This is a genomic window from Burkholderia orbicola (genome assembly GCF_900100915.1).
GTDB classification, from domain to species: Bacteria; Pseudomonadota; Gammaproteobacteria; order Burkholderiales; family Burkholderiaceae; genus Burkholderia; species Burkholderia orbicola.
Window position 1 is genome coordinate 2,072,906 of sequence record NZ_FNKW01000002.1, and the last position, 12,502, is coordinate 2,085,407.

11 protein-coding genes and 1 pseudogene are annotated in these 12,502 nt (G+C 67.9%); 1 reads left to right on the plus strand and 11 read right to left on the minus strand.

Going from position 1 to position 12,502, the window contains the following annotated elements; genetic code table 11:
* Positions 1–15: 15 nt before the first annotated feature.
* From BLS50_RS26210 to BLS50_RS26250, 9 genes and pseudogenes are all read right to left on the minus strand, one after another.
* Positions 16–844: pseudogene (locus BLS50_RS26210) on the minus strand (heme ABC transporter ATP-binding protein).
* A 19-nt stretch (positions 845–863) separates the two neighbouring features.
* Positions 864–1,952, minus strand: coding sequence for a FecCD family ABC transporter permease (locus BLS50_RS26215; protein WP_074805218.1), 1,089 nt, complete (start codon positions 1,950–1,952; stop codon positions 864–866).
* Positions 1,953–1,967: 15 nt separating this feature from the next.
* Positions 1,968–2,885 (minus strand): heme/hemin ABC transporter substrate-binding protein, encoded by a 918-nt coding sequence (locus BLS50_RS26220; protein ID WP_074805221.1) that lies wholly within the window; start codon positions 2,883–2,885, stop codon positions 1,968–1,970.
* Complete coding sequence (locus tag BLS50_RS26225; RefSeq protein WP_074805224.1) at positions 2,882–3,973, minus strand: hemin-degrading factor; 1,092 nt, start codon at positions 3,971–3,973, stop codon at positions 2,882–2,884. The genes BLS50_RS26220 and BLS50_RS26225 overlap by 4 nt, the downstream gene beginning before the upstream one ends.
* 49 nt (positions 3,974–4,022) lie before the next feature.
* Positions 4,023–6,296: a TonB-dependent hemoglobin/transferrin/lactoferrin family receptor gene (locus BLS50_RS26230; protein ID WP_074805226.1), complete on the minus strand. Its 2,274-nt coding sequence runs from the start codon at positions 6,294–6,296 to the stop codon at positions 4,023–4,025.
* Positions 6,297–6,523: 227 nt separating this feature from the next.
* Positions 6,524–6,751: a hypothetical protein gene (locus tag BLS50_RS26235; RefSeq protein ID WP_006480384.1), complete on the minus strand. Its 228-nt coding sequence runs from the start codon at positions 6,749–6,751 to the stop codon at positions 6,524–6,526.
* Between the two features lie 188 nt (positions 6,752–6,939).
* Positions 6,940–7,323, minus strand: coding sequence for a DUF6232 family protein (locus BLS50_RS26240; protein WP_027805883.1), 384 nt, complete (start codon positions 7,321–7,323; stop codon positions 6,940–6,942).
* A gap of 123 nt (positions 7,324–7,446) precedes the next feature.
* Positions 7,447–7,707 carry a DUF2866 domain-containing protein gene (locus BLS50_RS26245; protein WP_011548992.1) on the minus strand — a complete coding sequence of 87 codons (261 nt, stop codon included), beginning with the start codon at positions 7,705–7,707 and terminating at the stop codon, positions 7,447–7,449.
* Positions 7,708–7,925: 218 nt separating this feature from the next.
* Positions 7,926–9,083, minus strand: a complete 1,158-nt coding sequence (locus tag BLS50_RS26250) for a porin (RefSeq protein WP_011694874.1) — start codon at positions 9,081–9,083, stop codon at positions 7,926–7,928.
* A 310-nt stretch (positions 9,084–9,393) separates the two neighbouring features.
* Between BLS50_RS26250 and BLS50_RS26255 the strand changes: the two genes are divergently transcribed.
* On the plus strand, positions 9,394–10,200 hold the full coding sequence (locus BLS50_RS26255; protein WP_011694873.1) for a MetQ/NlpA family ABC transporter substrate-binding protein: 807 nt from the start codon (positions 9,394–9,396) through the stop codon (positions 10,198–10,200).
* Positions 10,201–10,367: 167 nt separating this feature from the next.
* Here BLS50_RS26255 and BLS50_RS26260 read toward each other — a convergent pair whose 3' ends face one another.
* Both BLS50_RS26260 and BLS50_RS26270 read right to left on the minus strand, forming a co-directional pair.
* Positions 10,368–11,483, minus strand: coding sequence for a succinylglutamate desuccinylase/aspartoacylase family protein (locus BLS50_RS26260; protein ID WP_011548995.1), 1,116 nt, complete (start codon positions 11,481–11,483; stop codon positions 10,368–10,370).
* 225 nt (positions 11,484–11,708) lie between these two features.
* Positions 11,709–12,491 (minus strand): ABC transporter substrate-binding protein, encoded by a 783-nt coding sequence (locus BLS50_RS26270; RefSeq protein ID WP_006480389.1) that lies wholly within the window; start codon positions 12,489–12,491, stop codon positions 11,709–11,711.
* Between the last annotated feature and the right edge of the window lie 11 nt (positions 12,492–12,502).

The window sequence follows — 12,502 nt, forward strand, 5'->3', positions numbered from 1 at the left end:
CGATACACACTCGCGCTACGCGGGCACCATCACCGGCGGCGTCCCGTCGCCGGTTTCCACCATCTTCACCGCGAAGCCATAGCACTGCGCGATATGGGCGGGCGTCATCACGTCGCGCGGCGCGCCATGCGCGACGATCGTGCCGTCGGCGAGCATCGCGATCGCATCCGCATGCCGCGCGGCGAGGTTCGGATCGTGGACGATCGCGAGCACGCCGAGCTGCCATTCGCGCGCGACGGCGCGGACGGTATCGAGCAGCCGGTGCTGGTGCGCAAGGTCGAGCGCGGCGGTCGGCTCGTCGAGCAACAGATAGCGCGGGCCGGGTTCCGTCGCGTCGTGGTCCGGCCACAGCTGCGCGAGGACGCGGGCGAACTGCACGCGCGCGAGTTCGCCGCCCGACAGCGTCGTGACGTCGCGACCGACGAGCGCATCGGCGCCCGCCCGTTCGAGCGCACGCCACGCGATGTCGCGATCGCGGTGCGCAATGACGTGGCGGGCGCCGCTGCGTCGCGCATGCGGATAGCGGCCGAGCAGCACGATTTCGTCGACGCTGAACGGGAAGGCCGGCTGCGCGGCCTGCGGCAGCACCGCGCGCAGGCACGCGAGCCGCGGTGCGTCGATGCGCGAGCGGTTCACCGTTCAGCGTGACGTCGCCCGTCACGCGCACGCCGTTCGGCGCGACGCTGCCGGTCAGTTCGCCGGCGAAGGTTTTCAGCAGCGTGCTCTTGCCCGCGCCGTTGCGGCCGAGCAGCGCGGTCACGCGGCCGGGCTCGATCGACAGAGACAGGTCGCGCAGGATCGTGTCGTGCCGGCGGGCGACGTCGAGGTGGTGGGCAGTCAGCATGGTCGTCGTGAAGAAGGGATCATCCGCCGAGCGCGCCGCGGTTCTTCCACAGCAGCGCGAGGAAGAACGGCGCGCCGAGCAGCGCGGTCAGCACGCCGAGCGGAATGTCGGCGGGCGCGGCCACGGTTCGCGCGGCAAGATCGGCCGCGAGCGTCAGCAACGCGCCGAGCAATGCGGCGCCGGGCAGCACGATGCGCTGGTCGGGGCCGCACGCGAGGCGCACGCAATGCGGCGCGACGAGCCCGATGAAGCCGATGATGCCCGCGCACGACACGAGCGCGCCGACCGCGAGCGCGACCGCGACGAGCACGCGCCGTTTCAGTTGCTGCACGGGCACGCCGAGATGCAGCGCTTCGGTTTCGCCGAGCTGCAGCGCGTTCAGCGCGTCGCGTTCGCGCGCGAGCAGCACGCAGCCGAGCGCCACGCACGGCGCGACGGCCGCCAGCGTCGACCATTGCGCGCCGCCGAGGCTGCCGAGGCTCCAGAAGGTCAGCGAACGCAACTGCGCGTCGTCGGCGACGAACGTGAGCAGCCCGATCGCCGCGCCGACCAGCGCATTGATCGCGATGCCGGCGAGCAGCAGCAGCGGCAGCGCGAGCCGGCCGCGCGACGCGGCGAGCCGGTAGACGAGCGCCGCGACCGCGAGGCCGCCGGCGAACGCGGCGACCGGCAACGCGGCCGCGCTCGCATGGGCGGCGAAGAGCGCGGGGCCGAGCACGATCAGCGTAGTCGCGCCGAGCGCGGCGCCGCTCGACACGCCGACGAGCCCCGGATCGGCGAGCGGGTTGCGGAACAGCGCCTGCATCGCGGCGCCGGTCGCGCCGAAGCCGCCGCCGACCAGCAGCGCGAGCACGACGCGCGGCGCGCGGATGTCGAGCAGCACCGCGCGCGCCTGCTGCGCGGCCGCGTCGCCGCTCAGCGCGGCCCAGGCTTCCGCCAGCGGAATGCGGTATGCGCCGACGCACAGCGCGACGACGGACATCGCGCCCACCAGAACGGCGAGCGCGGCCAGGACGAACGGCGCGAAGCGGCGCGACGTGCCGAGGCGCGCGGCGCCGGCGTGCGGGGCGCGCGACGGCGCGTTGAAGGGTGAAGCGTGAGCGGGCATCGGGTCGGTCCGGAATCAGGCGAGCGCATCCGACAGGCGTCGATGCAGGGTCGTGACGGCGAGCGGCAGGCGCGGGCCGAAGCCGAGCAGGAACAGCGCGTCGAGCGACACGACGCGCCGCGCGAGGCCGGCCGGCGTCGCGCCGAAGCCGGGCGTCGCGAGCAGCGCGGCGTGACCGCCGACGGCCGCGAGCCCTTCGTCGGAGATCAGCACGACGTCGGGGGCGGCCGCCGCGAGCGCCTCGGTCGTCAGCGGCTTGTAGTGATCGAAGCCCTGCATCGCGTTGCGCGCGCCCGCGTAGCGGATCATCGCGTCGGCGGCCGTGCGCTGGCCGGCGACGAGCGCCTGGGCGCCGGTATGGTTCAGCACGAACAGTACGCGCGGCGGCTGCGCACCGCCGGGCACGCGTGCGGCGACCGCGTCGCGCGCGGCCTGCCAGTCGCGATCGAAACGCTGCAGCAGCGCGGCGCCGGCGTCGCGCACGTCGAGCGCCTGCGCGACGCCGGTGATCTTCGCGCGCACCGATTCGACGTCGTGGCGCTCGTCGAACGTCGTCACCGCGACGCCGGCGCCTTTCACCTGCGCGATCGCGGTTGGCGGGCCGGCTTCCGCCGAGGCCAGCACGAGATCGGGCCGCAGCGACAGCAGCCCTTCGGCCGACAGCGCGCGCTGGTAGCCGACCTTCGGCAGGCGCTTCGCGGCGTCGGGATACGTGCAGGTCGTGTCGGCGCCGACGAGCCGGTAACGCGGCGTCTCGGCGCCGCCGAGCGCGAACGCGGTTTCCGCCAGCGCGCCGCCGATCACGATCACGCGCTTCGGGGCGGCCGCCGAGACTTGGGCGAGCACGCCGCCGGGCAGCGCGCCCGCGAGCGCGCTGGCTGCCGCGCCGCCCAGCAGCGACCGGCGGCGCGGATCGAATGGGCGAGCGCTCATCGCGCGGCCCCGCGCGCGGCCGTCGGCAGCGTCGCGACGAGCGCGCGCCAGTCGTCGCGCTCGACCTTGCCGGGCTTGCGCTCGCCGAACAGCAGCGCGACATGGTCGCCCTGCCGGTCGAACAGTTCGAGCGACGTGACGATGCCGTCGCTCGTCGGCTTCTTCACGACCCACGCGGCGGCGATCAGGTCTTCGCGCACATGCAGGTTGAAGCCCGGATCGAGCACGTTGATCCACGCGCCGACCTCGCGCACGTTCGCGACGGGGCCCGTATGGATCTGGATCATCCCCGCGTTGCCGACGAACACCATGATCGGTTGGCCGCTCTTTGCCGCCTGCTCGAGCACGTGGCGCAACGCATGTGCGGTTTCGACCGGATACGCGTAGTGCGGATCGGCGAGGCGCAGCGCCTGCATGCGGCTCACGCCGAAACGTTGCGTGATGCCGAAGAACTGATGCGTGTCGGTCATCGCGTCCCACGCGGCACGAAAGCCCGCGACGTCGATTTCGGTGTCGGCGCGCTCCGGCGTTTTCGGTGCGCCGGGCACGACCTCGAGGCCCGGCTCCTGCGACGGCGCGCGCCAGCGTTCGACGAACGCGTCGTACGCGGCATGATCGCTGTGCGCGCGCAAGTAGACCTTGTGGATCGCGTGACCCTGCGCATCGAAGAACTGCAGGCTCTTCAGCGGGCCGTGCGCGGTCTCGTCGCGCACCGCGAACGCCGATACCCAGTGACGATAGAAGATGCGCAGGTCGATGTCGCCGAGCGCGAGGCCGACCGGGCCGTCGTGGCTCATCTGTGCGTACTCGCCATCCTTTTCGTGGACGGCCGTGTCGTTGCGCGTCAGCGCCATCACGCGGCCGAGGCGCGGCATTTCCTCGAACATCGCCGGAAAGCGCGCGTCGAGCCGCACGACGTGCTCGCCGACGAACGCGGCGAGCGCCTCGCCTTCGCTGACACCGAGCGCTTGCGCGACGTCGCGGTTGCGCAACTGGCGCTCGGTCTTGAGCTTGATGAACGCGTCGCGCAGCGCGGCGGCCGCGCGGGCCGGCGTGGCGGATTGACCGGGAAGGGCGGATTGCATCATGTCGGACTCCTTCGAGTAACGGTTGGGGTGGGCGCGCGGGCAACGCGCATCAGAAATCCACTTTCATGCTGACGGCGACCGTGCGGCCGGGCGACGAATACGCGTCGAGCACCTGCGAATCGGCCGCGATGCCGCGCACGTCCGACCAGTTCCAGTACTTGCGGTCGAACAGGTTGCGGATGCCGATCGTCGCGCTCACGTGCTTGTTGAAGCGATAGCCGCCGCGCAGGTCGACGACGAACGACGACGGTGGCGTGAAGCACGCCTTGTTCGAACAGTCGGACTTGTCGACGTCCTTGTCGCGTTTGGCGGCCTGAAATAGCAGGTCGGTCTGTACGAACCAGCGTTCGGTCGGCTCGTACCGCACGCCGAACACGGCCGAGAACGGGTTCACGGTATTGAGCGGCTGGCTGGCCGCGCCGTCGTTCTGCGTCGAGCCCTTCGTGAACGCCATCGCCGTCTTCAGCGTGATGCCGTTCGGCATCACCCATTCGGCGCGGCCTTCGAGGCCGTGGATGCGCGCGTCGGCGAAGTTCACGTACTGGAACACGAACGGATCGACCGGCCGGCCGCTGCCGGCGATCGTCGTACGCGAGATGAAGTTGCGGTAGCGGCCGGTGAAGGCGGCCGCGCTGTAGCGCACGACGCCGTAGCCGGTGCCGGCCTTGCCGCGCAGGCCGGCTTCGAACGTGTCGCTGGTTTCGGGCTTCAGGTTCGGATTGCCGATCGACGTGTAGCCGTACACCGGATTCGAGAAGCTGCTGTTCACCTGGTCGGGCGTCGGCGCGCGGAAGCCGTGCGCGTACTGCACGTACGGAATGACCGCGGGGGTGATCTCGTAGAGCACGGCGACGCGCGGCGACAGCTCGTTGGCGCTCGTCGACACGGCCTTGCCGGTGAACAGCGGATCGTTTTCGGTCGGGCTCAGCCGGTACGTGTCGAAGCGCAGGCCCGGCGTGACGAGCAGGCGGCCGTAGCCGATCTGGTCCTGCACGAACGCGCCGAACAGCGTGTAGTCGGTGTCGGGAAACGCCTTGTTCGGGAACGCTTCGCCGACGCCCGGCACCGTGCCGTCGCGCAGGTTCGTCACGCGCGACAGGCTGCCGTCGACGCCGTAGAGCAGCTTGTGCGCGAGCGGGCCGGTCGCGAAGCCGCTTTCGGCGAACGCGGAACCGCCGAACGTGCGTTCCTTGTACTGGTTGTCGCGGGAACGCGAGGGTAGCCTGCCGCGCGTCTCGAACGCGTACTGATCCTGCTTCGCGTCCTGGTAGTAGAACTGCACGTGCGCGGTCTGGAACCAGCGGAACGCGTCGTCGCGAAAGTCGTAGTCGACGCTGAAGCGGTTGCGCTCGAGCCGGTCGTGGGTCGTGAGGCCGAGCGTGGCCGGCGCATTGATCGCCGACAGCACGTCGGTGCTCACGCGCCGCTGCACCGTTTCGGCGGTAAACTTGATCGTGTCGCGCGTGGTCGGCGTCAGCACGAGCTTGCCGAGCAGCGATTCCGAATACACGTCCTGCGGGTTCGACGTCGTGCGCAGCGTGCTCGCCGAGTTGTTGTCGCCGCGCGTGTCGACCTCGTGGCCGCGCCGGCCGTCGGCGATGATCATCCCTTGGATGCGATCGTTGCCGCCCACGGCCGATACAGTCGCGCCGACGCTGCGGTCGGTCGAGTCGTAGCTCGGCCGGAACGAGAAGTAGTAAGGCTTGTGGTAGATCGACAGCAGGTCGCGCGGGTCCTTCGTGATGAAGTTCACCGCGCCGGTCAGGCCGTCGCTGCCGTACAGCGCGGACGCCGGCCCGCGCAGGATCTCGATGCGCTTGAGCGTGTCGAGATCGGCGTAGTCGCCGCGGCCCGCTTCGAGCGGGCCGAACGAGAACGCGTTCGGCAGGCGGATGCCGTCTTCCATCAGCAGCACGCGATTGCCTTCGAGGCCGCGGATGTTGATGCTCGAATCGCCGTCGCGGCCGCCGCCGAGCGCGGCGCTGCCGGGCCGGTACGCGGTGCGGCGCACCGTGATGCCCGGCTCGTAGCGCAGCGCGTCCTTGATGTTGGTGGCCTGCTGCTCTTCGAGATCCTCGTCGGTGATCACCGACACGGACGCCGCCGTGCGGCTCGCCGCGGTGGCGGTGCGGGTGGCCGTGACGGTGACGGGGTCGAGCAGCGCCGCCTCGCCGCGCGCGGACGCGGCGGCGGTGGTCAGGACGGCGGAAGGCGGGGTGGCGCCTTGCGGCGACGAATCGGCGTGAGCCGGGGCGGCGGACAGGCCGAATGCGCCGAACAGCGCGGCACAGATCGGCCGCCGCGCCAGCGTATAGCAATGCACAGGTGGTCTCCCATTGACGATAACAAGCCCGAAGGCTGGCTGGGTGACGCGTTCACCTGGCTGGCCCGTTTGCGCGCGGCATGCGGCAAACGGCGATTTGAAAGGCAACTGACAACTTTACCAGTGTAAATGAGAATCATTATCAATTCAAGGACGCAAAACGGCTCGTGCGAGTGAGCACTCGCCTGCGCGGCTCGGGCGAGCCGTAGGGAAGGTCTTCGAGAAACTCAGGCCAGCGCTTCGATGCGGATCAGCAGGTTGCGCGCATGCGCGATGAACGCGTCGTGCGTGGCGCGATCGCCATGGCTCTCGATCCCGGCCTGTTCGGCGAACGCGATCTGTTCGGTGTAGAGCTCGACGAGTGCACGGCGCGTGTCGGGGGGAAGCGCGCGGATCATCGACACGATCAGCAGTTCCTGCGCGCGAAGCATGCCGGACAGCGATTGAGCGTTCATGCTGGCCTCCTCGGACGATGCGGCGGGGAGCCGCTCTTTCCATACTAGGCGGTCGGCGTCCGCCGTGGAGGCGAGGTGCGTGCGGGGCGGCGGGCGGTATGCGATGCGACGAACGCCGCGCGAGCCGATATTCGCCGCGAGTGTGTGCGGCCCGCGCGAACCGGCGCGGGCACGCATGCGAAGGAAAATCAGCCGGCCGCGGTGGCGGACTGCGCGTCGCGCACGACTTGCGCGACGCGTTCGACGAATTCGGCGTCGACGCTCGACAGCGCTTCACGCTTGCCGTCGGGCATCTCGACCATCAGCCGGTACGTGATGTCCTGCGTGGCCCACGCGAGATAGCCGACGACGACGAGCATCACGCCGACCACCAGCGCGGCGCTCGATGCGCCGATGCCGCCCGCGACGGCGATGGCCGCGCCGATCAGCGAGATCAGCGACGGCACGAGACGGTTCTTCGGAATCTTGACGACGTCGACGTGGCGGATGTCACGCAGCGAGAATACCTGCCCGGCGGCCGACAGGCCGTTGCGCGTGACCATGACGCCACGTTCGTTGAATGCGTTTTCCATCGTGTGTTGCGTGGACGAAAACGCGCAGCGTAGCAGGTTTCGTTGCCGCGTCAAACGAGACCGACTGCCGCACGATGCGTGCGGCGTGGCCGACAGACGGGAGGCGGGGGAGCGGAAACGCGTTCAGAACTGCAGCCGGCCGTCGCCGTAGAGCCGGCCGGGCACGTGCGACGCGACGACCTCGGCGATCTCTTCGTCGGTCGATTCGGCCGGCACGATCTGGCGCCGCGCGGGGGCGTCGAGATGCATCGTCCATTCGACGAGGCGATACGGGCGGCCCCAGGGGCGCTGCATTTCAACCGAGACGCGGCAGCTCTGGACCGGCAGCGAGTGTTGGCACGTCAGAATCGCGTGCAGATGGCTGAAAACGGTATCTTCGATCATCATGGCCTCCGATCCTGTCTTGTGGGCAATCGATGGCGGCGCCGTCGGCGTTTAAAAAAAAAGCCGCCGATGCTCAGGCGGCCAACAGGGGGGGTGAGAGCATCCTCTCAGCCCAGAATTAAGCGAAACTTAAAAGCCTATAAAAAAGCGCCCCGCGTGGAGCGGGGCGCTTCTTGCCGTCGTGATCCGCGCGTGACGCGGACAGTTAAGCGGACGCTTTAGAACTTGTGGCGGATACCGATACGTGCGGCGATCTGGTTCTTCGAACCGGTGCCCGACGTATTGAAGTAGCTCGTGCTCGAGCCGATCTGCGCTTGCACGCCCTTGCCCGAAGCCTGCTGGTACACGACCAGGCCGTACACGTCCGTACGCTTGCTGAGTGCGTAGTCGGCGATACCGTTGACCTGGTTCCAGTGCCACGAGTTGCCGTTCTGCGTCGCGTTCGTGTACGTGTAGCCGAGGCCGCCCGACAGTGCCGGCGTGAAGGCGTACTTCGCGCCTGCTTCATACGCGTTGTAGAACGTGCCGCCCGCGCCCGACACGGTCGAGAACTGCGTACGCGTCCACAGCAGCCATGCCGTTGCCGGGCCCCAGACGTAGCGGCCACCCACGCCGTACGTGCGCAGGTCGCGGACGTTGCCGGTGCTCAGGTTCGCGATCGTCGTCGAGAAGCCGGGCGTCGACTGGCTCGGGTAACGGATGTCCGTGTACGCCGCGCCGACCGAGACCGGGCCGTTCGCGTAGTTCAGGCCGAAGCTGTATGCGCGCGACGAGCCCGCGGTCGTCGTCGTGCCCGTCGTCGTGGCCGGTGCGCCAGCGAAGTCGGTCGAGTTCGAGAAGCCGTACAACGCGCCGAACGTGAAGCCCGAGTAGTTCGCGCTCTGGAACTTCACGGCGTTGTTGATGCGGCTCGACGTGAGCTGGTCGATGTCGTTCACGTGGTACGCGTAGTTACCCGCGACCGTGTTGCCGCCCGTCGAGTAGTTCGAACCGAGGATGTCGGTCGAGAACGAGTACTGGCGGCCGAACGTGACCGTGCCGTATTGCGACTGGCTCAGGCCGACGTAGGCCTGGCGACCGAAGATCGCGCCACCCTGGCCGATCGTGCCGTTGCCGCTGTTGAAGCCGTTTTCGAGCACGAAGATCGCCTTCAGGCCGCCACCGAGGTCTTCGGTGCCGCGCAGGCCCCAACGGCTGCCTTGGGCCACGCCGTCGTCGTACTTGAACAGCTTGCCCGTGCCGCCGTTGGCGGTCTTGCTGTGGTTCACGTAGCTGATACCGGCATCGATGACGCCGTACAGGGTCACGCTGCTTTGTGCGTGCGCCGTGCCGGCCGTTGCTGCCAGGGCGGCGATGGTCAACAGTTTCTTGTTCAAAGGATTCTCCGAGCGAATAAATGGCGTGTCCAGTTGCGGTTCCGGCGCTCTCTACGGGCGCTTTCACGGACCGGCGCAACTTTATCGGCGGGCCACGTAATGAATATGACAGCGACTGTCATATGAAGAATGTGTGGTGCCGATGCGACACTGAATTCTGCCCGGTTGTGCCATTGGTGGTTATACCGAATTCGCCTGTCATTCGATTCCGATCCGGAATATGCACATGAAATAAGCTTGGTTGATCGCGTTCGGGGCCTTATGCCACGATCCGTCCTCCAACAATTGACACGGGACAAGAGGACACCACATGCGACGTTCGATCCTGACCGGCCTCGGCGCACTCGCCGCCGCGCTGGCATTCGCCGCGCCCGGCGCGCACGCCGACTCCCAAACGCTGAAGATCGGCACGATGAGCGGCCCCGACGCGCAAATCTGGACCGAAGTGACGAAGGTCGCCGCGCGCGAAGGCCTCGCGATCAAGGTCATCGAATTCAACGACTACGTGCAGCCGAACGCGGCGCTCGATGCGGGCGACCTCGATGCGAACGGCTTCCAGCACCAGCCGTTCCTCGACAGTCAGATCAAGCAGCGCGGCTACAAGATCGTCAACGTCGGGCTGACCTATACGGCACCGATGGGCTTCTATTCGAAGAAGATCAAGTCGCTGAAGGATCTGCCGGTCGGCGCGAAAGTCGGGATCCAGAACGATCCGTCGAACGGCAACCGCGCGCTGCTGCTGCTGCAGAAATACGGCGTGATCAAGCTGAAGCCGGGCGTCGGCGCGAACGGTGTGAACGCGACGCCGCTCGACATCGCCGAGAATCCGAAGAAGATCAAGATCGTCGAGCTCGATTCCGCGCAGTTGCCGCGCGCGCTGCCCGATGTCGACGCCGCGTCGATCAACACCGATTACGCGGTGAAGGCCGGACTCACGCCGGTGAAGGATGCGATCGCGATCGAGGATCTGCGCGGCCCGTACGCGAACCTGATCGCGGTGCGTGCGCAGGACAAGGACAAGCCGTGGGTGAAGAAGCTCGTCGCGGCCTATGAATCGGACGACGTGCGCAAGTTCATCGACCAGAAGTTCGGCGGCGCGATCGTGCCGGCGTTCTGAACTTCCTTCGCACGTGGCAGCGGCCGGCGGCGCGGTATCGGCCGCCGACGCGCGCTCCGGAAAGCAAATCGCCCGCGTAAGCGGGCGATTTCGTTTGATGCAGCCGATGGCGCGCGATGACGTGCGATGCGCGCCGCGGCCCGGCGCGCGGGCCGCGCCCAGCCGGCTCAGGCCGACAGCAGTGAACCCGTGCGGATCGCGGTCGCGCCGGCGATGCGCGCGACTTCCATGCCGGCCGTCGCGAAGCGCACGACCTGGCGCGCATACAGCACGCCCGACACGCTGCTCTTCAGCGTGACGACGCGATCGGTCAGCGGATCGACGATGTCGGCCACGGCCTGGCCGGCCTCGATCATCGCGCCGACCGGCGTGCGGAACACGATCACGCCCGACACCGGCGCGACGAGCGGATCGGTGCCCGCGAGCGGCGTGGCCGGATGCGCGAGCGGCGGCAGCGGCGCCGGCGTGCCTTCGACGATGCCGCGCTCGGTCAGGTATTCGACGATCGCCTGCGCATCCTTTTCGGCGAACTCGTACGACACGTCGCGTTCGCTGCGCAGTTCCACCGTGACGGAAATCGCGCCGTTCGGGATCGGGAAGCGGTCGCCGAAGCGGTTGCGCAGATCCGACCAGCAGAAGCTGTGGATTTCGTCGAACGGGTTGCCGACCGAATTCAGCGCGAGCAGCGACGCCTTGGCATCGAGATAGCGCGCCAGCGGCTCGACGTCCGCCCACAGATCGGGATTCGTGTAGAGGTGCATCACCGCATCGCTGTCGCAGTGCAGGTCGAGCACGATATCGGCGTCGAACGACAGCTTCTGCAGCGCGAGGCGTTGCGAGTCGAGTTCGGTGCGCGGCTTCTGTTCGTCGAGCGCTTCGCGCATCGCGGTGCGTACGGCGGCCAGATTGCGCTGCGCGTCGTTCGTGAGGTGGTGTTCGACGCGCGGCAGCACGAGCGCCGCGAGATCGTAGAAATTGCGGTTGAAGTTCTGCATCGAGCCGAGCTCGAAGCGGCCGAGGTGATCGCCGAACACGTGTTGCGACAGGCCGATCGGGTTGGGCACGGGCACGATGACGACTTCGCCTTGCAGCTTGCCGGCCGTCTCGAGCGCGGCGATCTTGCGGCGCAGCAGCGTGGCGACCAGCATGCCGGGCAGCTCGTCCGCGTGCAGCGACGACTGGATGTAGACCTTCTTGCCGCCGCGCGGGCCGTAGTGGAAGCTGGTGATCTGGCGTTCGGTACCGACGGCGGGGGAAATCAGCGGATGGGTCTGCGTTTGCATGATGAGGGGAGTGCGGCGCAGCCGCGAATGATCCGTGTGCGTGGAAGATCGATTGTACGTTGCCTTCCTCGCCGCCATCAAACCGGTGCCAGGCCACGCGGTTTTCCGTTGAGAATCATCAGGTTGGCGCGGAAAAAATAACGCCGCCCGCGCCGGGCGCAAAAAAAACGGGCTCCGTTGCGGAGCCCGTTTGCATCGCGCCGAATCGCGCGTCGTTCAGCCGGATTACTTGCCGTAGACGTCGAAATCGAAGTACTTCTTCGCGAGCTTGTCGTACGTGCCGTCCTTGCGCATGCCGGCGATCGCGCCGTCGATCTTCGCCTTCAGGTCGGTGTCTTCCTTGCGCAGGCCGATGCCGGCGCCGTTGCCGAGCGTCTTCGGATCGTCGAGATCCTTGCCGGCGAAGTCGAAATTCGCGCCGCGCGGCGTCTTCAGGAAGCCGATCTCGGCTTGCACCGCGTCCTGCAGCGCGCCGTCCAGACGGCCGGAGATCAGGTCGGCGTAGACCTGGTCCTGGTTCTGGTAAGGCACGATGTTCACGCCCTTCGACGCCCAGTGCGCCTTCGCGTAGGTTTCCTGGATCGTGCCCTGCTCGACGCCGACCGACTTGCCCTTCAGCGATTCGGCCGTCGGCTGCAGGCCGGCGCCCTTCTTCGTGACGAGGCGCGTCGGCGTGTTGAACAGCTTCGACGAGAACGCGATCTGTTCGGCGCGCGCGGGCGTCATCGACATCGACGACAGCACGCCGTCGAACTTGCGAGCCTTCAGCGCCGGGATCATCCCGTCGAAGTCGTTTTCGATCCACACGCATTTCGCGTTGATGCGGCGGCAGATCTCGTTGCCGAGATCCACGTCGAAGCCGACCACCTTGCCGTCGGCGCCTTTCGATTCGAAAGGCGGGTAGCTTGCGTCGACGCCGAACCGCACGGTCGACCAGTCCTTCGCGTATGCACTGCCGGCCGATACGGCGAGCAGGGCCACGGTCACAGCCGCAAGAATCTTTTTCACTCGGTGACTCC

Excerpts from the sequence above, each read along its gene's own strand:
- BLS50_RS26215 (WP_074805218.1), bottom strand. The coding sequence starts at position 1,952 with ATGCCCGCTCACGCTTCACCCTTCAACGCGCCGTCGCGCGCCCCGCAC.
- BLS50_RS26220 (WP_074805221.1), bottom strand. The coding sequence starts at position 2,885 with ATGAGCGCTCGCCCATTCGATCCGCGCCGCCGGTCGCTGCTGGGCGGC.
- BLS50_RS26225 (WP_074805224.1), bottom strand. The coding sequence starts at position 3,973 with ATGATGCAATCCGCCCTTCCCGGTCAATCCGCCACGCCGGCCCGCGCG.
- BLS50_RS26235 (WP_006480384.1), bottom strand. The coding sequence starts at position 6,751 with ATGAACGCTCAATCGCTGTCCGGCATGCTTCGCGCGCAGGAACTGCTG.
- BLS50_RS26240 (WP_027805883.1), bottom strand. The coding sequence starts at position 7,323 with ATGGAAAACGCATTCAACGAACGTGGCGTCATGGTCACGCGCAACGGC.
- BLS50_RS26245 (WP_011548992.1), bottom strand. The coding sequence starts at position 7,707 with ATGATCGAAGATACCGTTTTCAGCCATCTGCACGCGATTCTGACGTGC.
- BLS50_RS26255 (WP_011694873.1), top strand. The coding sequence starts at position 9,394 with ATGCGACGTTCGATCCTGACCGGCCTCGGCGCACTCGCCGCCGCGCTG.
- BLS50_RS26260 (WP_011548995.1), bottom strand. The coding sequence starts at position 11,483 with ATGCAAACGCAGACCCATCCGCTGATTTCCCCCGCCGTCGGTACCGAA.